This window comes from Marinobacter sp. DUT-1 (assembly GCF_050379415.1).
Taxonomy (GTDB): domain Bacteria; phylum Pseudomonadota; class Gammaproteobacteria; order Pseudomonadales; family Oleiphilaceae; genus Marinobacter.
This window is the reverse complement of sequence record NZ_JBNRLS010000004.1, coordinates 122269-143993: the sequence shown is the minus strand read 5'-3', so window position 1 is coordinate 143993 and position 21725 is coordinate 122269. Positions and strand designations below refer to the sequence as shown.

Here is a 21725-nt window from a genome sequence, read left to right as displayed (position 1 = left end):
TCATTTGGTGAGGTAATGATAATTATTATCGTTTGCATCTGTCAAACGATAATGCCGATTTTTTTGTGAAGGTTTTTTCAGGAGAGCGGAATGACTTACGAAGAGCTGATCGAACGTCTGGATCCGGCGGTATACCGGAACCTTCGCCAGGCCATTGAGCTGGGCAAGTGGCCGGATGGTCGCAAGATGACAGCCGAACAGCGCGCTATCAGCCTGGAAGCGGTGATTCACTACGAGAACAAGCACAACGTGCCTGAAGAAGAGCGCGTGGGTTACCTGGATCGTGGCAGCAAGGCGGGAACGGCCTGTGATCCTTCCGTCCAGCACACCAAAAGTCAGAACCGGGATATCGATCCGGACCAGTTCGTAGAGGTCAAGTCTTGAGCGAAGCCATCGATGTAACCGGCCGGTTGCGCAAGATGCCGGTGGAGGCGGGACAGCCGGTTTCCTACACCATTGCCGTGGGTGATGCCCGGTTGCCGTTGAATCACCTGATCGGTCACTCCATCCGGATCGATTTTGACGGGGTCATCCGCTGTATCCATTGCGACCGCAAGACCAAAAAGAGTTTCAACCAGGGCTATTGCTATCCCTGCTTCCGCAAGCTGGCGGCCTGCGACAGCTGCATCATGAGCCCGGAAAAGTGTCACTACCACCTCGGCACCTGTCGCGAGCCGGAGTGGGGGGAGGCCCACTGCATGGTCGAACATGTGGTGTATCTGGCCAATTCGTCCGGACTCAAGGTCGGCATCACCCGCGCTTCCCAGGTGCCGACCCGCTGGATTGACCAGGGGGCGGTGGAGGCCATTCCCCTGGTCCGGGTCAGGACCCGCTACATCGCCGGCCTGGTTGAAGTGGCATGCAAGAGCCATGTCACTGATCGCACCAACTGGCGCGCCATGCTCAAGGGTGATGTGCCCGAACTGGATCTGGTGGAAGAACGTCAGAAAATGCTTGCGGCCATCGCCACCGATCTTGCCGAACTGCGTGAGGTTCACGGTGACGATGCCATCCGGGAGGTGGACGAATCCGGGCTCGGGCTCAGTTATCCGGTCGAAGTCTGGCCGTCAAAGATCAAAACCCATAATCTGGACAAAACACCGGAAGTGGAAGGGGTGCTGGAAGGCATCAAGGGCCAGTACCTGATTCTCGACACCGGTGTGATCAATATCCGCAAATTTACCGGGTATGAGGTCCGCTTCCGGGCGGACGCCAGCTGAACAGAACTCCGTGGAGAATGTAATGCGTAGCAACCAGCCACAAACCATTTACCTGAGCGAATACAAAGTACCGGCGTATCTGGTTGATCATGTGGATCTGAGGTTTGAGCTTTTCGAGGACGGTGCCCGCGTTCACAGCACGCTGTCGGTCCGCCGTAACCCCGATTCCAGGGAGACCGGTGCACCGCTGGAGCTGGATGGTGACAGCCTCAAGCTGGAATCCGTCGCCCTGGATGGCTCCGGATTGTCGGCGGCCGATTACGAGGACAGGGGCGATCAGCTGGTCATTGCCTCGGTGCCCGAGCAGTTCGAGCTCTCTGTGGTAACCTGGATAGAACCCCAGAACAACACCCGCCTCGAAGGCCTGTACAAGTCCTCCGGCATGTTCTGTACCCAGTGCGAGGCTGAGGGCTTCCGCTGCATTACCTTCTTCCCGGATCGCCCGGACGTCATGGCCCGTTTCCGGACCCGTATCGAAGCGGACAAATCGTCGTATCCGGTGCTGCTGTCCAACGGTAATGACGTTGAGCGGGGCGAGCTTGATGGCGGCCGTCACTTTGTTACCTGGGAAGACCCCTTCCCGAAGCCCTGTTACCTGTTTGCCCTGGTGGCTGGCGATCTGGTGGAAAAACGGGATGCCTTCCGGACCTGTTCCGGCCGCGGCATCGACCTGCGCATGTATGTGGAGCCGCGGAATGCGGAGAAATGCGAACACGCCATGGATTCCCTGAAGCGGTCCATGCGCTGGGATGAGGAAGTCTATGGACGGGAATACGATCTGGATATCTTCATGATCGTGGCCGTCGACGATTTCAACATGGGTGCCATGGAGAACAAGGGCCTGAACATCTTCAACTCGTCCTGTGTCCTGGCAAGTCAGGATACCGCCACCGATGCGGCGTTCCAGCGCATCGAGGCGATTGTCGCCCACGAGTACTTCCACAACTGGTCCGGTAACCGGGTCACCTGCCGTGACTGGTTCCAGCTGAGCCTGAAGGAAGGTTTTACCGTGTTCCGGGATTCCCAGTTCTCCGCAGACATGGGATCGCCGACGGTGAAGCGTATCGAGGACGTTACCCTGTTGCGCACGGCCCAGTTTGCCGAGGATGCCGGCCCCATGGCCCACCCGGTGCGCCCGGCTTCCTATATGGAAATTTCCAACTTCTACACCCTGACCATCTACGAGAAGGGCGCCGAGGTGGTGCGCATGATCCACAATCTGCTCGGGCCGGAAATGTTCCGCAAGGGCTCCGACCTCTACTTTGAGCGTCATGACGGTCAGGCGGTAACCACCGATGATTTTGTAAGCGCCATGGAAGATGCCTCAGGGCGTGATCTGAGCCAGTTCCGACTCTGGTATGAGCAGGCGGGTACACCGGTGCTTAATGTCTCTGATGAGTTTGATGCAGAGCAGGGCGTGTATCGCCTGACCATCGAGCAGCACATCCCGGATACCCCGGGCCAGAAAAGCAAAAAGCCGCAACACATCCCGTTTGCCCTCGGCCTGTTGGGTAGCCGGGGGGAGGCCCTGCCGCTCATGCTTGAGGCGGGTGAGGAACACGCACCGGCTGAGCGGGTGCTGGAGCTTACCGAGGCGAGCCATACCTTCGAATTCCACGGCATCAGTGAACGCCCCGTGCCATCGCTCCTGCGTCACTTCTCCGCGCCGGTCCGGGTGAATTACCCGTGGTCGCGGGAACAGTTGCTGTTCCTGATGAGCCACGATCCTGACGGATTCAATCGCTGGGATGCGGGCCAGAGGCTGGCGGTGGACGTGATCCAGTCACTGATTGGCGCTCCCAGGGACGCGGCTGTCGAGCCCAGACTGGTGACTTCCTATCGCCACCTGATCTGCGACTCCTCCCTGGATCAGGCACTGGTTGCCAAGATGCTGCAGCTGCCTTCAGAGGCTTACCTGATCGAGCTTGCGGACAATGCTGATGTCCCGGCCATCCACCATGCCCGGGAACGGGTGCTCAAGCACCTGGCTATCTCCCTGCGGGATGAACTGGTTGCCTGTTATCGGCGCAATCTCGAGTCCGGAGACTACGAGATTAACCCGGAAGCGATTGCCCGCAGAAGTTTGCGCAATACGGCCCTGGCATGGCTCCTGATGATCAATGACGAGGAAGGGCGTGAGCTTGCCCTCCGCCAGTTCCGTGGGGCCGATAACATGACGGACCGCATGGGCGCACTTCGAGCCCTGGTGAACTCCGATTACGGGGAAGACCGAAACCTGGCACTGGAAGAGTTCTACCAGCAGTTCCGGGAAGATCCGCAGGTGATCGAGCAATGGTTCTCGGTTCAGGCTGCCAGCGACCGCGCCGGCCAGTTGCCTCAGATCCATGCCCTGCTGGAGCACCCGGCATTCGACTGGAAGAATCCGAACAAGGTTCGTTCGGTGGTGGGCGCCTTTGCCGGCCAGAACCTTGCAGCCTTCCATAACCCGGATGGTTCGGGCTACGACTTCCTGACCGAGCAGGTGTGTCGCCTGGATGACAGCAACCCCCAGATCGCCGCGCGCCTGGTCACGCCCCTGACCCGTTGGCGGAAGTTTGCGCCGGAGTACCGCGAACAGATGAAAGCGGCGCTGGAACGCATCCGTGACAAGGCCGGTCTCTCCCGGGATGTCTACGAGGTGGTTCACAAGAGCCTGGCTGGCTGAGTCGCCGGTGTCCGGCTGTGATTCCAGTTCAGAATCGTGGTCACAGCCGGATACAAAATCGCACTTTCGGTCGATAGACAATATTGCCCGATCCGTTAATCTGGTCGAACGTCTCAAGCTCCACGAGACCACAACAAAAAAGCCCCTCAAGAGGCTTCCAGACGGATTGAAGGTTAGACCATGATGTATAACAAAAACACGCTGTTGAGTGGCCTGTTGGCCCTGTCTGTCTCGGCTGTACCGGCCTACGCTGCTGTCTCCCAGAGCGAGGCTGCCCGTCTTGGCAACGAACTGACCCCCTTTGGCTCTCCCAAGGCGGGTAATGCCGCCGGAACCATCCCCGCGTGGGACGGCGGACTGACTGAACCGCCGGCCGGTTACAGGGAGAGTGGTCAGCACCACATCAATCCGTTCCCGGATGACGAGGTGCTGTTCACCATCACCGCCCAGAACATGGATCAGTACAGCGAATATCTGACGGATGGCGTCAAGGCCATGTTCGAGTCCTACCCCACGACGTTTCAGGTTCCGGTGTACCAGACCCGTCGCACCCATGCGGTGCCGGACTGGGTTGCCCAGAACACCCGGGATAACGCCACGAGCGCCGATATCGTGGGCGAGGGCGCCGGTATCGAGGGCGCCTACGGTGGCTACCCCTTCCCGATTCTCCATGGCAATGATGAAGAAAAAGCCTGGCAGGTCATCTGGAACCACCTGACCCGTTGGCGTGGTGTCTACGTTACCCGTCGTTCCAGTGAAGTAGCGGTCCAGCAGGACGGCGACTACTCGCTGGTAACGTCCCAGCAGGAAGCCTTTTTCAATTATTACAACCCGGAAGGCGACGAGAGCACGCTGGACAACGTCATCTTCTACTACCTGTCATTCACCCAGTCTCCGCCCCGTCTGGCTGGTGGCGCGATCCTGATTCATGAAACCATGAACCAGATCATCAATCCGCGTAATGGTTGGGGGTATAACGCCGGCCAGCGCCGTGTGCGTCGGGCTCCGAACCTGGGTTACGATTCCCCGATCGCCGCCTCCGATAACCTCCGTACCGCCGACGATACGGACATCTTCAATGGTGCCCTGGACCGTTACAACTGGACCTACGAGGGCAAGCGAGAGATCTACATTCCCTACAACAATTACCGTATCGGGGAAAAAGGCCTGTCTTACGACGATATTCTGGGCATTTCCCATGTCAATCCGGACCTGACCCGGTGGGAGCTGCATAGGGTGCACGTGGTCGAAGCGACCCTTAAGGAAGGTGAGCGCCATATCTACGGCAAGCGCCGTTTCTATGTCGACGAGGATAGCTGGAACACCGTGCTGCTGGACCAATACGACGGCCGCGGCGAGTTGTGGCGTGTCACCATGGGCCTGCCCAAGAATTATTATGAATTACCCGGTGTCTGGACGGTGCTGGACGTCTATCATGACCTTCAGGCCCGCCGCTATCACGTTCTCGGACTCGATACCGAAGAACCGAATACCCGGGTATTCACTGACAAGGTTCCCAACAAGCGTTACTTCTCGCCGGCTTCGCTGCGCCGCAGGAGTGTTCGCTGAGGCGCGAGGATCGCAACCCCGCCCAGATGGATTGGCAATCAACATACCGGCAGCCGGGAGGCTGCCGGTATGTTTACAGTTAAGACCGGCCTTGCCGGACAGAGACACACAGTAAAAACAACCGATAGGCAAACCGAATGGCTACAAGCTTGATGCGTAAAACCCTGGGTGCAACCTGCCTTGGGCTTTCCATGGCCTGTGCATCTCCGGCTGTATGGGCAGTGGGGGATTTGCTTGAAACACCGGCCCGTCCGACGGAACTCGCCCCACAAAGCCTGCTGAATGATGTTGCCGTTGCCGGCGACCGTATCGTAGCGGCCGGAGAGCGTGGGCACATCATCTACTCCGACGACGAGGGTCAAAGCTGGACCCAGGCCGAAGTGCCCGTGTCCGTTACCCTCACCGGCGTGGATTTTGGTACTGAAAATCATGGCTGGGCGGTAGGCCACAGCGGTGCAGTGCTGCATTCGAGCGATTCAGGTGCAACCTGGGAGCTCCAGCTGGATGGTATCCGGGCGGCTGAGCTGGCCATAGCAAGCCAGGAGGATGCCATTGCCGAAATGGAGGAACGCATCGAGCAGGCGCCCGAAGAAGAAAAAGAAGATCTCGAATGGGCACTGGATGATCTGTTTTTCCGCCTGGAAAACATGCAGGCGGACCTGGACATCGGTCCGGTCAATCCGTTTCTGGATGTCTGGTTCGAGAACGACAGCCACGGCTTTGTGGTTGGCGCCTACGGCATGATCTACCGCACGACCGATGGCGGAGAAAGCTGGCAGGACTGGTCACCGAAGGTAGACAACCCCCAGGGTTTTCACCTGAATGCCATTTCCCGGATTGCCGGCGGAGCCCTGTTCATTGTGGGTGAGGCAGGCCAGATCCATGTTTCCATTGACGGCGGCGAAACCTGGGAGCGTCGTGAGAGCCCCTACCCGGGGTCACTGTTCGGCGTGATTGGCACCGGTCGCGTCAACGAGGCCCTGGCCTTCGGTCTTCGCGGCACGCTGATGTATTCCGCGGATCTCGGCAAGTCCTGGTCTGTGGTCAATACCGGTTCCACGGCAACGCTCAATGACGGAGCAGCCGAGGGTGACCGGATCATCCTGGTCGGAAATGGTGGGGCTGTGCTCACCAGCGGCAACGGAGGAGATACCTTCAGGGAATACCTCCGTGATGACCGTCAGGGAGTAATGGGTGTGGTACCGGTCTCGGATACCAATCTGCTCCTGGTGGGCGAGGGTGGCGTCAAACACGCCGACCCCCAAGGCAAAAACCTTCAATAACGCCCTGATGTGGCAACAACAGAACCAATAATAGAGGGGCTTTTGAATGTCCAACCCGAAGCATGACAAGGGCGAACATTACCTGACCACGCCCAAGGCGGAACCGTTCCTGGAACGTCTGATTTTCAATAATCGGGCAATCATCCTGGTTCTGCTGACCATTTTGACCCTGTTCCTCGGCTACAACGCGGTCAAGATTCAGCCGGATGCCAGTTTCGAGCGGATGATTCCGCTCGAGCATCCCTACATCGTCAACATGCTTGACCACAGGGATGACCTGGAGAATCTGGGTAACTTTGTGCGGATCGCCGTGGAATCCAAAGACGGCGATATCTTCTCGCAAGAGTACATGGAGACTCTGAAGCAGATCACCGACGAGGTTTTCTACCTCAATGGGGTGGACCGTTCAGGTCTGAAGTCGCTGTGGACCTCCAACGTGCGTTGGGTGGAAGTAACCGAACAGGGCTTCCAGGGTGGCACCGTCATTCCGGATGACTACGATGGCTCCCGGGAAAGCCTGGAACAGCTGCGTCAAAACGTACTGCGTTCCAATGAAGTTGGCCGGCTGATCTCGGACAACTTCAAATCCACGATCGTTTACGCACCGCTGTATGAGAGTGATCCGGAAACCGGTGAGCCCCTGGATTACGGCACCTTCTCGCGTCAGCTCGAAGAGAAGATCCGGGAAAAGTACGAAGCCCAGAATCCGAACATTGATATTCATATCGTAGGCTTTGCCAAGAAAGTCGGGGATCTGATCGAGGGGATCGGCTCCATTGCCTGGTTCGCCGGTATCACCATTGCACTGACCACACTGTTGCTGTTCTGGTATTCCCGCAGTGTTTCCGGGACCCTGGTGCCGGTCTTTACCTCCATCATCGCGGTGTTCTGGCAACTGGGCGCCCTGCGTTTGCTGGGCTATGGCCTGGATCCGTACTCCGTGCTGGTCCCGTTCCTGGTATTCGCTATCGGTATCAGTCATGGCGTGCAGATCGTCAACGCCATGGCTGTGGAAGCGGCCAAGGGCTTTGACGCCATCACCGCTGCCCGGCTCGCGTTCCGCGCGCTTTATATCCCCGGCATGCTGGCGTTGATCTCCGATGCCTTTGGCTTCCTGACCCTGTTCTTCATCGAGATCGATGTTATCCGGGATCTGGCGGTTGCCGCCGGTATTGGTGTCGCCTTTGTGATCATCACCAACCTGGTGCTGCACGTACTGATCATGTCGTACATCGGTATCTCCAAGGGTGGTGTGCGCCATGTGCAGAACCACGGTGAGAAGCAGGATCGCAAATGGCGCCTGCTGTCCAACTTCTCCCACCCCGGTGTGGCGCCGATCTCCCTGCTGATTGCAGTGATCGGCCTCGGTCTGGGCCTCTACTACAAGCAGGACCTTAAAGTAGGTGACCTGGACCAGGGCGCACCGGAACTGCGCAAGGATTCCCGCTACAACAAGGATAATGCCTACATCATCGACAACTACTCGACCAGTGCCGATGTCATGGTGGTGATGGTGAAAACGCCGGTGGAGCAGTGCACCCAGTACAGCGTGCTGCGGGCCATGGACTCGCTGCAGTGGGAACTGGCAAACACGCCGGGCGTCCAGTCCACGGCATCGCTGGCGGACGTCTCCAAGATCGTCACCAAGGCACTGAACGAGGGTAACTGGAACTGGTATGCCATTTCCCGCAACCAGACCATCATCAACGCCTCCATCCGTAATGCGCCTTCGGGGCTGATCAATACCGACTGTAGCCTGACACCGCTGCTGGTCTTCCTTGAGGATCACAAGGCTGAAACCTTGCGCACGGTGGTTGACGTGGTCGAGGAGTTTGCCCAGGCAAACAGCAACGAGGAGCATACGTTCCTGCTTGCTGCCGGTAACGCGGGTGTTGAAGCGGCCACCAACGAGGTCATCTCCAAAGCCAAGGACATGATGCTGATCTTCGTCTATGGCGTGGTGAGTCTGCTATGCTTCCTGACCTTCCGCTCCATCCGCGCGGTACTGTGTATCGTGGTTCCGCTGGGCCTGACCTCAATTCTGTGTGAGGCGATCATGGCGGTCTCGGGTATCGGTATCAAGGTGGCGACCCTGCCGGTCATTGCGCTTGGTGTGGGTATCGGTGTGGACTATGGTATCTACATCTACAGCAAGCTGGAAAAGTACCTCCTTGAAGGCAAGACCCTGCAGGACGCCTACTTCGAAACCCTGCGCTCCACCGGCAAGGCTGTCGTCTTCACTGGTGTGACCCTGGGTATCGGCGTTGTGACCTGGATCTTCTCGCCGATCAAGTTCCAGGCTGACATGGGCTTCCTGCTGTTCTTCATGTTCCTCTGGAACATGATCGGCGCCATCTGGCTGCTGCCGGCACTGGCCCGCTTCCTGCTTCGCCCGGATCGCATGCTTGAAAAGGCGAAGGCGGCGAAATAAGCTTGTCACCTCCGTTCAGAAAAGCCCGCCATGCGGGCTTTTTTGTTGTTGGGTCAACTGTTTAGAGTGCTAACTCTGACTTTATTTATGCCATGAAGTGGTCTATGTTCTAAGACGGACGTGAAATATGTCCGTATGAAAGACGGGCATTCTTTAACTACAACGAGCAGAAAAGGAACAACTCACATGACACTGAAACTCAAAGCTTCCGCTCTAGCTGTAGCCGCCGCAGTCAGCCTCGGTGCTGCCTCCACTTCGGTCTCTGCGCAGGAGCAGCGTTTCGTGACCATCGGTACTGGTGGTGTGACCGGCGTTTACTATCCTGCGGGTGGCGCTATCTGCCGTCTGGTCAACATGGACCGGAAAGAGCACGGAATCCGTTGCTCGGTCGAGAGTACTGGTGGTTCTGTGTACAACCTGAACGCGATCCGTCAGGGTGAGCTGGATCTGGCTGTAGCCCAGTCCGACTGGCAGTACCATGCCTATAACGGCACCAGCCAGTTTGAGGACGACGGCGCCAATAAGGAACTGCGTGCGGTTTTCTCCCTGCACCCGGAGCCGTTCACCGTGGTGGCCAGCAAAGCCTCTGGCATCAAGAACTTTGAAGACCTGGAAGGCAAGCGTGTTTCCGTGGGTAACCCGGGTTCCGGCCAGCGTGCCACTGCCGAGGTGCTGATGGATGAAATGGGCTGGACCATGGACAAGTTCTCCCTGGCCGCCGAACTGAAGGCCGCCGAGCAGTCCCAGGCCCTGTGTGATGGCAACATCGATGCCTTCTTCTACACTGTTGGTCACCCGTCTGGTTCCATCAAGGAAGCGACCACTTCCTGTGACAGCGTAATCGTCAACGTGGACAACGATGCGACCAAAACCCTGATTGAGGAAAACCCGTACTACCGTAAGGCGGTTATTCCGGGTGGCATGTACCGTGGTAGCGACGAAGATGTCACCACCTTCGGTGTGGCGGCGACCTTCGTCTCCTCCACTGACGTGCCGGATGAAGTGGTTTATGAGGTCGTGAAGGCGGTCTTCGAGAACTTTGACAGCTTCAAGCGTCTGCACCCGGCCTTCGCCAATCTGCAGAAAGAAGAAATGGTGCAGGATGCCCTGAGTGCTCCGCTGCATCCGGGTGCTGCCAAGTACTACAAGGAAGCCGGCCTGATCGACTGATCCGGCGCTTTCCTGAAAGCCGGCCGCGGGCAGCCCCGCCCGCGGCCTTTACTGATCTTCCCGATTTCCCTCTGACAGGATCCGGCTATGACAAATAGCGACCCGAGAGCCGGGGATGCCATCGATAAGCAGAAAGTTGAGGAATTCCTCCAGACCGAATCGGGCGGAAGGGCTGCGACCGGTCCCGCCGCCGTCATTCTCTTTATCGTTCCTCTGCTCTGGTCTCTTTTTCAGCTTTGGATAGCGTCACCGCTTCCCTATATTTTCGAGATCGGCGTGTTCAATTCCACGGAAGCACGTTCGATTCACCTGGCGTTTGCCTCTTTCCTGGCATTTGCCGCTTTCCCGATGATTCGGGGCAAGCACCAGAATCATGTGCCGGTTTTTGACTGGATACTGGCCCTCGCAGCTGCCTTTGCGGCTTCTTATCTCTATGTTTTCTATGACCAGCTGGCAACCCGTCCGGGCGCGCCGAACACTCAGGACATGGTTGTGGCCCTGGGCGGACTCGTGCTGTTGCTTGAGGCTACCCGCCGGGCTCTGGGTCTGCCGCTGACGATTGTGGCGGGTGTCTTCATCATCTATTCCCTGGCCGGCCCGTACATGCCGGACGTGATTTCCCACAAGGGCGCCAGCCTGAGCAAGCTGGCCTCGCACCAGTGGCTCGGTACCGAGGGTGTGTTCGGTGTGGCACTGGGGGTTTCAACCAGCTTTGTGTTCCTGTTTGTCCTGTTCGGGGCCTTGCTTGAGCGGGCCGGGGCCGGCAACTACTTCATCAAGGTTGCCTATGCGCTACTTGGTCATATGCGTGGAGGCCCTGCGAAAGCGGCCGTGGTCTCCAGTGGCCTGAGTGGCGTGATTTCCGGCTCCTCCATTGCCAACGTGGTAACCACCGGTACTTTCACCATTCCGTTAATGAAGCGGGTGGGCTTTCCCGCCACCAAGGCAGGGGCGGTTGAGGTGGCGGCGTCCACAAACGGCCAGCTGACGCCCCCGATCATGGGTGCCGCAGCCTTTCTCATGGTGGAGTATGTGGGTATTTCCTATCTGGAGGTCATCAAGCACGCGATTCTGCCCGCGATGATCTCCTACGTGGCACTGATCTATATCGTCCACCTCGAGGCCTGCAAGCTGAACATGCACGGCATCGAACGGCTGGATCGTCCGACCCTGGCCCAGCGCATGCTGAACTGGGTGGTGATCCTGCTGGGGCTGTGTGTGCTGACCTTTGTGGTCTATTACGGCATCGGCTGGATGAAGACTGTACTGGGCGAAGCCGCTATCTGGGTTCTGGCCCCCCTGTTGCTGGCGGTCTACATCGGGCTGGTCGGCTACGCCAGCAAGTTTCCCGATCTTGAGGAAGACGATCCGGAGAAGGCCCTGGAGGAATTGCCCCCGGTCGGTCCGACGGTCAAAACCGGTCTTTATTTCCTGCTGCCGGTGGTGGTGCTGGTCTGGTGCCTGACGGTAGAGCGCTTCTCCCCGCAGCTGTCCGCTTTCTGGGCGACCGTGTTCATGATCTTTATCGTGATCACCCAGCGGCCGCTGAAAGCATTCTTCCACAAGCGTGGTGACTACTTTGCGGGACTGAAGCAGGGCGGTGTTGATCTGGCACACTCCCTCGTCACGGGTGCCCGGAACATGGTGGGTATCGGCGTGGCGACGGCTACCGCCGGCATCGTGGTGGGGACCGTCACGCTGACCGGCATCGGCCTGGTGATGACCGAGTTCGTCGAGTTCATCTCGGGTGGCAACCTGCTGCTGATGCTGATCTTCACGGCGATCATCAGTCTCATACTCGGTATGGGGCTGCCGACCACAGCAAACTACATCGTGGTCTCCACTCTGATGGCGCCGGTTATCGTGACGCTTGGTGCCGAGAATGGTCTGCTGGTGCCGTTAATCGCGGTGCACCTGTTCGTTTTCTATTTCGGTATCCTGGCGGATGATACGCCGCCGGTGGGTCTTGCCGCCTACGCGGCCGCCGCGATCTCCGGTGCCGATCCGATACGCACGGGTGTGCAGGGCTTCACCTATGACATCCGGACCGCGATCCTGCCTTTCATGTTCATTTTCAACACGCAGCTGTTGTTGATCGGGCTGACTGGCTGGGTGGACTTGCTCATCACCATCTTTAGCGCGGTGACCGCCATGCTGGTATTCTCGGCAGCGACCCAGGGATTCTGGTTCACCAAAACCCGGTGGTGGGAGACGGCCTGCCTGCTGTTGATCACCTTTACGCTGTTCCGGCCAGGATTCTGGTGGGACAGGATCTATCCGCCCACTGAGGACCGGCCCGGATCGGAGATCTTCCAGTATGTCGAGGACGTACCGGCGGACCAGCCCATTATTATCCAGGCTTCCGGCATGTCCATCGATGGCGACGAGGTGTCGAAATACCTCCGTTTGCCGTTGCCCGAGGCAGAGACGCCGCAGCAGAGACTGGCCCAGGCCGGGCTGGAGGTTTCTCCCCAGGGTGAGCAGATGGTCGTGGACTTCGTGAATTTCGGAAGTATTGCGGAGCAGGCGGGCATCAGCTTCGGTTGGACTATCGACAAGGTTCAGGTGGAGAAGGACCGGCCGCCCAAGGAATTGATGTTCATTCCGGCACTTCTGTTGCTGGCGGCACTGGCCTTCGGCCAGCTCCGGAGAAAGGCCAGGGAAGAGGCGACAGCCGCTCCGGCCTGACCGGCTAACCGGTTTTTGTTGAGTCCGTAGAAGCCCGGCGTTAACCCGCCGGGTTTTTTTCTGGTAGACTCGCCGCAGATCCGGGCCGCGGTTTGTGTCGCGGTGTCCCGGCACCATGTGATCTTTGGTATAGATCACCGCTGAGTAAACAACAGGAGTATTCCATGCCCGTCATTACCCTGCCGGATGGCAGCCATCGCAGTTTTGCTGAACCCGTAACCGTACACGACGTCGCCGCCGACATTGGCGCCGGCCTGGCCAAGGCTGCATTGGCCGGTAAGGTCGATGGCCAGCTGGTGGACACCAGCCACGTGATCGACCGAGATGCCGAACTGGCCATCGTTACCGATCGTGACGAGGATGGTGTCGATATCATTCGTCACTCCACTGCCCACCTGATGGCCATGGCCGTCCAGGAGCTGTTCCCCGGTGCCCAGGTAACCATTGGCCCGGTGATCGACAACGGCTTCTATTACGACTTCAAATACGACCGCCCGTTCACCAATGAGGATCTGGCGCGGATCGAGAAGCGGATGGAAGAGCTCGCCAAACAGGATCTCCCGGTCTCCCGCTCCATTATGTCCCGCGACGAGGCGATCAAGCTGTTCGAGGATATGGGTGAGGAATACAAGGTTCGAATTATCCAGGATATTCCCGGTGATGAGGACCTATCGTTCTACCGTCAGGGTGATTTCATCGACCTGTGCCGTGGTCCCCACGTGCCCAGCACCGGCAAGCTCAAGGCCTTCAAGCTCACCAAGGTGGCCGGTGCCTACTGGCGTGGTGATACCAGTAATGAGCAGTTACAGCGAGTCTACGGCACTGCCTGGGGCAACAAGAAGGACCTCAAGGCCTACCTGAACCGCCTGGAAGAGGCCGAAAAGCGGGATCACCGCAAGATTGGCAAGAAGCTGAACCTGTTCCACATGCAGGAAGAAGCACCGGGCATGGTGTTCTGGCACCCGGATGGCTGGTCCCTGTACCAGGAAATCGAGCAGTACATGCGGGCCAAGCTGCACAGGCATGGCTACCAGGAAATCAAGACACCCCAGGTGGTGTCCCGTACCCTGTGGGAGAAATCCGGGCATTGGGACAAGTTCAAGGACGACATGTTCACCACCGAGTCCGAGAAGCATGACTATGCCATCAAGCCCATGAACTGCCCCTGCCACGTACAGGTGTTCAACCAGGGCCTGAAGAGTTACAAGGATCTGCCGCTGCGCCTGGCGGAGTTTGGCTCCTGCCACCGCAACGAGGCATCCGGCGCACTGCACGGCCTGATGCGGGTGCGGGGTTTTACCCAGGATGATGCGCACATCTTCTGCGAAGAGGATGCCATCCAGGAAGAAGTGTCCGCATTCATCAAGCTGCTGCACGAAGTCTACGAGGACTTCGGCTTTACCGAGATCCTGTACAAGCTCTCCACCCGGCCGGAAAAGCGGGTAGGCTCCGACGAAGTCTGGGACAAGTCCGAAGCCGCACTGGAAGAAGCCCTGAACCGGGAAGGTGTGGATTGGGAGCTGTTGCCGGGTGAGGGCGCATTCTACGGACCGAAAATCGAGTTCTCCCTGAAGGACTGCATCGGCCGGGTCTGGCAGTGCGGTACCATCCAGGTGGATTTCTCCATGCCGGGGCGCCTGGGTGCCCAGTACGTGGCCGACAACTCCGAGCGCCGGACCCCGGTCATGCTGCACCGTGCCGTGCTGGGTTCCTTCGAGCGTTTCATCGGTATCCTGATCGAAGAGTATGAAGGTGCGTTCCCGGTCTGGCTGGCGCCAACCCAGGTGGCGGTGCTGAATATTACCGATAATCAGCGTAATTATTGTCAGAATCTGGCCAAAAAGTGGGATTCTTTGGGCTTTAGGGTTAATGCTGACTTGAGAAACGAGAAGATCGGCTTTAAAATCCGCGAGCATACTCTTAACAAGGTTCCCTATCTGGTTGTTGTCGGAGATAAAGAAATCGAGAACAACGCGGTTGCGGTGAGAACCCGCAAGGGCGAAGATCTGGGGACCATGTCGGTCGACGAATTCGAAGCGCTACTGGCCAAAGACGTCGAACGCAAAGGTAGAACCAAAACGGAGATCTGATTATTAAACAGCGAGCGAATCGGGGTGGGCGTACTCCAAAAGCGCCTATCAATGAAAATATTGACGCAACTGAAGTCCGTCTGATTGATGCCGAAGGCAATCAGGTTGGCATTGTTCCCATTGAGGATGCACTCAAGCAGGCAGAAGAAGCGTCTCTTGACCTGGTTCAGGTTACGGATTCCGATCCGATCGTCTGTAAGATAATGGACTACGGCAAGAAGATCTTCGAGGAGAAAAAGGCCAAGGCGGCTGCCAAGAAAAAGCAGAAGCAGACGCAGGTCAAAGAAGTCAAGTTCCGTCCAGGAACTGAAGAAGGGGATTATCAGGTCAAACTACGCAACCTGGTACGTTTCCTTGAAAACGGGGACCGCGGCAAAATCACTATCCGCTTCCGTGGCCGTGAGATGGCACACCAGGAAATTGGTATGAAGCTCATGAACCGCATCGAAGCAGATATTGAAGAGCTGGGCCAGGTAGAACAGCGGCCGAAAATGGAAGGCCGCCAGATGACCATGGTCGTGGCACCCCGCAAGAAGAAGTGAACCTGATCCAATGACGGGTCCCCCGCATCGGCGGGGGATTTGTCGTTCAGGGGCACATTTGTTTATCCAAAATAGAATGCGGAGTTTTAAAAATGCCTAAGATGAAAACCAAAAGCGGAGCTACCAAGCGGTTCAAGAAAACCGCGACCGGCTTCAAGCACAAGCAGTCCTTCACCAGTCACATCCTGACCAAGAAGAGCCCGAAGCGTAAGCGTCAGCTGCGCGGTACCAAGCTCATCGCCAAGTCAGATGTAGCAGCTATCAAGCGCATGACCGCGTGCTGAATCAGCCGCGCGAATCATTCCTGAGAAAGTAAAGGTAGAAGGATTAAAGTATGGCTCGTGTAAAGCGTGGCGTGGTAGCACGTCGTCGTCACAAGAAGATCATGAAGCAGGCCAAGGGTTACTACGGTGCCCGTAGCCGTGTTTTCCGGGTTGCCAAACAGGCGGTTATCAAGGCCCAGCAGTATGCCTACCGTGACCGTCGTAACCGCAAGCGTGCATTCCGCGCTCTGTGGATCTCCCGTATCAACGCCGGTGCCCGCGCTAACGGTCTGTCCTACAGCCGTCTGATCGCAGGCCTGAAGAAGGCGAATGTTGAAATCGATCGTAAGGTTCTGGCCGACCTGGCCATGAACGAGCAGCAGGCGTTTGCCGCTGTTGTTGAGAAAGCCAAAGCGTCCCTGTGATCGCTTAAGATCTCTCATCGATTGCTGATCGATCCGGCGTCTCATGGCATCATGAAGGCGCCTTCTGAATAGGGGAAGGGCACGCTCTTCCCCTATTTTTGTTTTAACCTACCCCATTTCTGGTTTGGAGCAGGGTCAATGGAAAACCTGGAGCAACTGGTTCAGGACGGGCTGAGCGCCGTTGAGAGTGCGGACAGCCTGCAGGCACTTGATCAAATTCGTGTGGAATACCTCGGCAAGAAGGGTGTGATCACCCAGCAAGCCAAGACACTGGGCAAGCTGTCTCCCGAGGAGCGTCCTGCTGCCGGCCAGAAGATCAACGAAGCCAAGGGGCAGGTGGAGCAGGCGATCAATGCCCGCCGCACGGATCTGGAAAAGGCCGCCATTGAAGCGAAGCTCGCCAGTGAATCCATTGACGTTACCCTGCCGGGCCGCGGTCAGGATCTGGGGGGGCTGCATCCGGTGACCCGCACCCTGCAACGGATCGAAGAGATTTTCTCCCGCGCCGGCTACAGCGTGGAGCAGGGCCCGGAAATCGAAGATGACTATCACAACTTCGAGGCCCTCAACATTCCCGGTCACCACCCGGCCCGTGCCATGCACGACACCTTTTACTTCAATCCCGGCACGCTGCTGCGCACCCACACCTCTCCGGTCCAGATCCGCACCATGGAAGCCGGCAAGCCGCCGTTCCGCATGATCTGCCCGGGCCGTGTATACCGTTGCGATTCCGACATGACCCACACCCCGATGTTCCATCAGGTGGAAGGTCTGCTGGTGGAGAAAAATGTCAGCTTCGCCGACCTCAAGAGTACGGTGGAAGAGTTCCTGCGGGTGTTCTTCGAGCGGGACCTGGAAGTGCGTTTCCGTCCATCTTATTTCCCGTTCACCGAGCCCTCTGCGGAAGTGGACATCGAGTGGGGCCGGGAAGCCGATGGCAGCATCAAGTGGCTGGAAGTGATGGGCTGCGGCATGGTGCACCCGAAAGTATTCGAATATTGCGGTATTGATGCCGAGGAGTACCGTGGCTTTGCCTTTGGCCTGGGCGTTGAGCGCCTGGCCATGCTGCGCTACGGCGTGAATGACCTGCGCATGTTCTTCGAGAACGACCTGCGCTTCCTGCGCCAGTTCCGGTAATCATCCGGGCAGTCTGCAGGCATAAACGGCAATCAAACCAACAGGCAAAACCGCATCAGGACAAGGCAAGAACCATGAAATTCAGTGAACAGTGGCTGCGCGAGTGGGTTAACCCGAACATTGGCTCCCAGGAATTGATGGACCAGATCACGATGGCCGGGCTGGAAGTGGACGGCTTTGAGCCGGTCGCCGGTGAATTCAGCGGTGTAGTGGTTGGCGAAGTCCAATCCGTTGAACCACACCCGGATGCAGACAAGCTGCGGGTCTGCCAGGTGAGCGATGGTGAGCAGACCGTTCAGGTGGTTTGTGGTGCCCCTAACGTGCGTCCCGGCCTGAAGGTTCCCTTTGCCGTGGTTGGTGCGGTGCTGCCGGGAAACTTCAAGATCAAGAAAGCCAAGCTCCGCGGCCAGCCCTCCGAAGGGATGCTATGTTCCGAGTCTGAACTGGCACTTTCTGATAACCACGAAGGCTTGATGGAGTTGCCCGAGGACGCGCCGGTTGGTCAGGAGATGGCCGACTACCTCGAGCTGAATGACATCACCATCGATGTGGATCTGACCCCGAATCGCAGCGATTGCCTCTCCATCAAGGGCATTGCCCGTGAAGTGGGTGTGCTTAATAGTCTGGTGGTCACAGAGCCTGCTATCGAGCCGGTGGAGGCGGTGCACTCGGAGGTTCCGGATATCCGTGTCGAAGCACCGGAAGGTTGTCCCCGCTACCTTGGTCGGATCCTGCGAAACGTGAACCTGAAGGCGGAAACGCCATTGTGGATGCAGGAAAAACTGCGTCGCTCGGGCATCCGCTCCATTGACGCCGCGGTTGATGTAACCAACTACGTGATGCTGGAACTTGGCCAGCCCATGCACGCCTTTGATCGTGACGAGATCAGCGGTGGCATCGTTGTGCGTATGGCCAGGCCCGCCGAGAAACTGGTTCTCCTCGACGGCCAGGAAGTGGAGCTCACCGAGAACACCCTGGTGATTGCCGACCACGAAAAGCCCATTGCCATTGCCGGTGTGATGGGTGGCGAGCATTCCGGTGTCAGCGAAAAGACCCGGGATCTGGTGCTGGAGTCCGCCTACTTTGACCCCATCACCCTGGCTGGCAAGGCTCGCCATTACGGCCTGCATACCGATGCCTCCCACCGTTTCGAGCGCGGCGTCGATTACAAGCTGGCCCGTGATGCCATGGAGCGTGCCACCGAGCTGCTCATGGATATCGTTGGTGGCGAGCCCGGTGAAATCGTGGAAGTGGCCAGCGACGAGCATTTGCCGGCTGACCGAACCATTGACCTTCGGGAGCAGCGGCTGGCCGATGTTCTCGGCATGGCGATCGACCGCACTACCGTCGAGGAGATCCTCACCCGGCTCGGGTTGCATATCGACAAGCTGCTCAAGGATGGCTGGCGGGTCAGTGTGCCCAGCTTCCGTCCGGACATCACCATCGAGGAAGACCTGATCGAGGAAGTCGGCCGGATCTATGGCTACAACAACCTGCCAGTGACCGAACCCACTGGTTCCCTCGGCCTGGTTGCGCGGGAAGAGGCGAAACGCCCGGTATCCGCCATCCGCAATTTTTTCGTGGCCGAGGGCTATCAGGAAGCCGTTACCTACAGCTTCGTGGATCCGAAGGTGCAGAAACTGGTGGATCCGGAGCGCGAGGGTATTGCCCTGGCGAACCCGATTTCGGCGGATCTGTCGGTCATGCGTACGACACTCTGGAGTGGTCTGCTCAAGACCGTGGCCTATAACCAGAACCGGCAGCAGCCGCGCATCCGGCTGTTCGAGACCGGCCTGCGCTTCGAGCGGGACGGCGAGCGCATCGATCAGCAGCCCATGCTGGCCGGTGTGGTGGCCGGTGGCCAGTATCCGGAAAACTGGGCAAACGGTCGCAGAACAGCGGATTTCTTTGATGTAAAAGGGGAATTGGAAGGCCTGTTCCGGCTGCTGGGTATCGAGGTCCAGTTCGTGGCCAGCCAGCACCCGGCGCTGCATCCGGGCCAGACCGCAGAATTGATGCGTGACGGCGAACATGTAGGCTGGTTGGGCACGTTGCATCCACAAGTTCAGAAAAATCTGGAACTTAATGGCACGATCCTGATGTTTGAGCTATTCTTGAATTCGATCGTCACCGGATATGTGCCTAATTTCAAAGAAATTTCAAAATTCCCGGAAGTTCGCAGGGATTTGGCTATCATTATCGGGAGCGATGTAGCGTTTGCCGATGTGGAGCGTGTAGCCAGGAAGCATGCCGGTGAGCGTCTGACAGCGCTGCGTGCGTTCGATGTCTATGAAGGCGAGAGCCTGGGTGAGGGAAACCGGAGCCTGGCCCTGAGCCTGTTCTGGCAGCATCCCGAACGCACCTTGAACGAGGACGAAGTGCATTCGCTCTTCAATGGCGTCATTGATGCCTTGAAAGAAGAGTTGGGGGCAACACTGAGGAGTTAAGAGATGGCGGCTTTGACGAAAGCGGAAATGGCGGAGCGCTTGTACGAGGAATTGGGCCTGAACAAGCGGGAAGCCAAGGAAATGGTGGAAGCTTTCTTCGATGAAATCAGAGGCGCACTCAGCCATAACGAACAGGTGAAGTTGTCCGGTTTCGGCAACTTCGACCTTCGGGACAAGAAACAGCGGCCGGGACGGAATCCGAAAACCGGTGAGGAGATCCCGATCAGTGCACGGCGTGTTGTTACGTTTCGACCCGGACAAAAACTAAAACAGAAAGTGGAAGCGTATGCTGGAACCCAGTCATAACAATGAACTCCCGGCTATCCCCGGGAAGCGTTACTTCACCATCGGTGAGGTAGCCGATCTTTGTGACGTCAAAGCCCATGTGTTGCGGTACTGGGAACAGGAGTTTCCACAGCTGTCGCCGGTCAAGCGCCGGGGCAACCGTCGTTACTATCAGCGGGCGGATGTAATTACCATCCGCCAGATTCGCAGCCTGCTCTATGATCAGGGCTACACCATCGGTGGCGCCAAGCAGAAGCTGAGCAGTCACGAGATAAAGGAAGACACCTCCCAGTACAAGCAGCTCATCCGTCAGATGATTGTTGAGCTCGAAGAGGTGCTTGAGGTGCTCAACACGCCGGTCAAATAAACCGGGTGTAAAAAAGAGAAAGCCGGGGCGGCCCTCAGGACCGCCCCGGCTTTTTTTTGGCTATTACTTTTTCTTGCAGGTCTTGATGCCCAGGATGCTGTAGGCGGGGCAATTACCCATCAGCGCAGTCGCCAGCGGTATAATCCCAATCCATCCCCACGCGGTCTGGGGGCCAACGAAAACCAGGGCAATCAGAGCCACGCCAACAACAGCGCGGATGATGCGGTCAGCAGAACCCATGTTTACAGTCATCATTCAGTCTCCTTTGCTGATATGAGCTTATGACTTAACTTTAGGTCATACTTCCCGTTAGTTCAGTGATAAAGTCACACTCGATCAGCCAATGTAAGGAATCAGGACGTCATTTCATGCCCCAGCACAGTATCCTCGACATTCTGCCTGCGCAGCTTCGAAAAGACGCCATGGAGAACATCCAGATCGTACGTTTTCCGGCGGGTCAGGTACTGTTCAGCGCCGGCGAGCGGTGCCAGGGGTTGCCGCTGGTGCTGCAGGGCAGTGTGAAGGTGCAGATGACCGGTGCTTCAGGCCACAGCATTGTGTTGTATCGCATGGGTAAGGATGACATCTGCACGCTCTCTATTGGCTGCCTGATGACCGGCCGGGCTTACCGGGCGGAAGCGGTCGTCGAGGAAGAGGGAGAGGCGGCGATGCTCCCGCGGGGATTCTTTGACCGGCTGATGGACCAGTCCCCCGAATTCCGTCTCGGGATCATGGAGTCCTACGGGCGTCGTCTGGATGATCTCATGCTGCTTGTCGAGGAGGTTGCCTTCCACCGCATGGATGAGCGGCTCGCAGAGTGGCTCCAGGCACGGGCCAGCCGGGGCGTGATTACGATCACCCATCAGGAGCTGGCGGTTGAGCTCGGAACCGCGCGGGAAGTGGTTAGCCGATTGCTCAAGGAACTGGAGCGGCGAGGGATGGTGTCACTGTCCCGTGGGAAGATCGAGTTGACAGGATTGTTGGATTCCTCGGCCGTGGCCGGAGCCTGATCCGAAAACAACAAAGCCCAGACCTCTCGGCCCGGGCTTTGTCAGGGAATTTTGGTCGGGACGGCAGGATTTGAACCTGCGACCCTCTGCACCCCATGCAGATGCGCTACCAAGCTGCGCTACGCCCCGTTAA

General features: G+C 57.8%; 18 protein-coding genes and 1 tRNA gene. 17 read left to right on the top strand and 2 right to left on the bottom strand.

Annotation, left to right across the window (positions count from 1 at the left end):
* Nucleotides 1-90: 90 nt before the first annotated feature.
* From ACQUTG_RS13850 to ACQUTG_RS13775, 16 genes are all read left to right on the top strand, one after another.
* On the top strand, nucleotides 91-384 hold the full coding sequence (locus ACQUTG_RS13850) for a YeaC family protein (RefSeq protein ID WP_428919968.1): 294 nt from the start codon (nucleotides 91-93) through the stop codon (nucleotides 382-384).
* A complete protein-coding gene (locus tag ACQUTG_RS13845; protein ID WP_428919967.1) occupies nucleotides 381-1220 on the top strand; it encodes a DUF2797 domain-containing protein in 840 nt (279 codons plus the stop codon). The genes ACQUTG_RS13850 and ACQUTG_RS13845 overlap by 4 nt, the downstream gene beginning before the upstream one ends.
* Before the next feature lie 22 nt (nucleotides 1221-1242).
* Nucleotides 1243-3885 (top strand): aminopeptidase N, encoded by a 2643-nt coding sequence (pepN, locus tag ACQUTG_RS13840; RefSeq protein ID WP_428919966.1) that lies wholly within the window; start codon nucleotides 1243-1245, stop codon nucleotides 3883-3885.
* 183 nt (nucleotides 3886-4068) lie between these two features.
* Nucleotides 4069-5454 (top strand): DUF1329 domain-containing protein, encoded by a 1386-nt coding sequence (locus ACQUTG_RS13835; protein ID WP_428920348.1) that lies wholly within the window; start codon nucleotides 4069-4071, stop codon nucleotides 5452-5454.
* Nucleotides 5455-5591: 137 nt separating this feature from the next.
* Nucleotides 5592-6737: a WD40/YVTN/BNR-like repeat-containing protein gene (locus ACQUTG_RS13830; RefSeq protein ID WP_428919965.1), complete on the top strand. Its 1146-nt coding sequence runs from the start codon at nucleotides 5592-5594 to the stop codon at nucleotides 6735-6737.
* Nucleotides 6738-6783: 46 nt separating this feature from the next.
* The gene (locus ACQUTG_RS13825; RefSeq protein ID WP_428919964.1) at nucleotides 6784-9168 is read left to right on the top strand and encodes an efflux RND transporter permease subunit; all 2385 of its coding nucleotides are present in this window, start codon (nucleotides 6784-6786) and stop codon (nucleotides 9166-9168) included.
* A gap of 186 nt (nucleotides 9169-9354) precedes the next feature.
* Complete coding sequence (locus tag ACQUTG_RS13820) at nucleotides 9355-10338, top strand: TAXI family TRAP transporter solute-binding subunit (RefSeq protein ID WP_428919963.1); 984 nt, start codon at nucleotides 9355-9357, stop codon at nucleotides 10336-10338.
* A gap of 87 nt (nucleotides 10339-10425) precedes the next feature.
* Nucleotides 10426-13026 carry a TRAP transporter permease gene (locus tag ACQUTG_RS13815; protein ID WP_428919962.1) on the top strand — a complete coding sequence of 867 codons (2601 nt, stop codon included), beginning with the start codon at nucleotides 10426-10428 and terminating at the stop codon, nucleotides 13024-13026.
* Nucleotides 13027-13190: 164 nt separating this feature from the next.
* Nucleotides 13191-15116, top strand: a complete 1926-nt coding sequence (gene thrS, locus ACQUTG_RS13810; RefSeq protein ID WP_428919961.1) for a threonine--tRNA ligase — start codon at nucleotides 13191-13193, stop codon at nucleotides 15114-15116.
* Nucleotides 15113-15658, top strand: coding sequence for a translation initiation factor IF-3 (infC, locus tag ACQUTG_RS13805; RefSeq protein ID WP_239039229.1), 546 nt, complete (start codon nucleotides 15113-15115; stop codon nucleotides 15656-15658). The genes thrS and infC overlap by 4 nt, the downstream gene beginning before the upstream one ends.
* Before the next feature lie 92 nt (nucleotides 15659-15750).
* A complete protein-coding gene (gene rpmI / locus ACQUTG_RS13800) occupies nucleotides 15751-15942 on the top strand; it encodes a 50S ribosomal protein L35 (RefSeq protein ID WP_092004438.1) in 192 nt (63 codons plus the stop codon).
* A 50-nt stretch (nucleotides 15943-15992) separates the two neighbouring features.
* Nucleotides 15993-16346 carry a 50S ribosomal protein L20 gene (rplT, locus tag ACQUTG_RS13795; protein ID WP_092004435.1) on the top strand — a complete coding sequence of 118 codons (354 nt, stop codon included), beginning with the start codon at nucleotides 15993-15995 and terminating at the stop codon, nucleotides 16344-16346.
* A gap of 138 nt (nucleotides 16347-16484) precedes the next feature.
* On the top strand, nucleotides 16485-17483 hold the full coding sequence (gene pheS / locus ACQUTG_RS13790; protein WP_092004433.1) for a phenylalanine--tRNA ligase subunit alpha: 999 nt from the start codon (nucleotides 16485-16487) through the stop codon (nucleotides 17481-17483).
* Nucleotides 17484-17557: 74 nt separating this feature from the next.
* Nucleotides 17558-19930 (top strand): phenylalanine--tRNA ligase subunit beta, encoded by a 2373-nt coding sequence (pheT, locus tag ACQUTG_RS13785; protein ID WP_428919960.1) that lies wholly within the window; start codon nucleotides 17558-17560, stop codon nucleotides 19928-19930.
* Nucleotides 19931-19933: 3 nt separating this feature from the next.
* Complete coding sequence (gene ihfA / locus ACQUTG_RS13780; protein ID WP_007151838.1) at nucleotides 19934-20236, top strand: integration host factor subunit alpha; 303 nt, start codon at nucleotides 19934-19936, stop codon at nucleotides 20234-20236.
* The gene (locus ACQUTG_RS13775; RefSeq protein WP_092004428.1) at nucleotides 20217-20582 is read left to right on the top strand and encodes a MerR family transcriptional regulator; all 366 of its coding nucleotides are present in this window, start codon (nucleotides 20217-20219) and stop codon (nucleotides 20580-20582) included. The genes ihfA and ACQUTG_RS13775 overlap by 20 nt, the downstream gene beginning before the upstream one ends.
* A 63-nt stretch (nucleotides 20583-20645) precedes the next feature.
* Here ACQUTG_RS13775 and ACQUTG_RS13770 read toward each other — a convergent pair whose 3' ends face one another.
* On the bottom strand, nucleotides 20646-20834 hold the full coding sequence (locus ACQUTG_RS13770) for a YgaP family membrane protein (protein WP_428920347.1): 189 nt from the start codon (nucleotides 20832-20834) through the stop codon (nucleotides 20646-20648).
* A 116-nt stretch (nucleotides 20835-20950) separates the two neighbouring features.
* Between ACQUTG_RS13770 and ACQUTG_RS13765 the strand changes: the two genes are divergently transcribed.
* The gene (locus ACQUTG_RS13765) at nucleotides 20951-21592 is read left to right on the top strand and encodes a Crp/Fnr family transcriptional regulator (RefSeq protein WP_428919959.1); all 642 of its coding nucleotides are present in this window, start codon (nucleotides 20951-20953) and stop codon (nucleotides 21590-21592) included.
* Nucleotides 21593-21644: 52 nt separating this feature from the next.
* On the opposite strand, the gene ACQUTG_RS13760 is transcribed toward ACQUTG_RS13765, so the two are convergent.
* A tRNA-Pro gene (locus ACQUTG_RS13760) sits at nucleotides 21645-21721 on the bottom strand.
* Nucleotides 21722-21725 lie beyond the last annotated feature (4 nt).

Bases quoted from the DNA above. Each gene is read 5' to 3' on its own strand.
- ACQUTG_RS13850 (WP_428919968.1), top strand. From the start codon at position 91: ATGACTTACGAAGAGCTGATCGAACGTCTGGATCCGGCGGTATACCGG.
- pepN (WP_428919966.1), top strand. From the start codon at position 1,243: ATGCGTAGCAACCAGCCACAAACCATTTACCTGAGCGAATACAAAGTA.
- ACQUTG_RS13835 (WP_428920348.1), top strand. From the start codon at position 4,069: ATGTATAACAAAAACACGCTGTTGAGTGGCCTGTTGGCCCTGTCTGTC.
- ACQUTG_RS13830 (WP_428919965.1), top strand. From the start codon at position 5,592: ATGGCTACAAGCTTGATGCGTAAAACCCTGGGTGCAACCTGCCTTGGG.
- ACQUTG_RS13825 (WP_428919964.1), top strand. From the start codon at position 6,784: ATGTCCAACCCGAAGCATGACAAGGGCGAACATTACCTGACCACGCCC.
- ACQUTG_RS13820 (WP_428919963.1), top strand. From the start codon at position 9,355: ATGACACTGAAACTCAAAGCTTCCGCTCTAGCTGTAGCCGCCGCAGTC.
- ACQUTG_RS13815 (WP_428919962.1), top strand. From the start codon at position 10,426: ATGACAAATAGCGACCCGAGAGCCGGGGATGCCATCGATAAGCAGAAA.
- thrS (WP_428919961.1), top strand. From the start codon at position 13,191: ATGCCCGTCATTACCCTGCCGGATGGCAGCCATCGCAGTTTTGCTGAA.
- rpmI (WP_092004438.1), top strand. From the start codon at position 15,751: ATGCCTAAGATGAAAACCAAAAGCGGAGCTACCAAGCGGTTCAAGAAA.
- rplT (WP_092004435.1), top strand. From the start codon at position 15,993: ATGGCTCGTGTAAAGCGTGGCGTGGTAGCACGTCGTCGTCACAAGAAG.
- pheS (WP_092004433.1), top strand. From the start codon at position 16,485: ATGGAAAACCTGGAGCAACTGGTTCAGGACGGGCTGAGCGCCGTTGAG.
- pheT (WP_428919960.1), top strand. From the start codon at position 17,558: ATGAAATTCAGTGAACAGTGGCTGCGCGAGTGGGTTAACCCGAACATT.
- ihfA (WP_007151838.1), top strand. From the start codon at position 19,934: ATGGCGGCTTTGACGAAAGCGGAAATGGCGGAGCGCTTGTACGAGGAA.
- ACQUTG_RS13775 (WP_092004428.1), top strand. From the start codon at position 20,217: ATGCTGGAACCCAGTCATAACAATGAACTCCCGGCTATCCCCGGGAAG.
- ACQUTG_RS13770 (WP_428920347.1), bottom strand. From the start codon at position 20,834: ATGACTGTAAACATGGGTTCTGCTGACCGCATCATCCGCGCTGTTGTT.
- ACQUTG_RS13765 (WP_428919959.1), top strand. From the start codon at position 20,951: ATGCCCCAGCACAGTATCCTCGACATTCTGCCTGCGCAGCTTCGAAAA.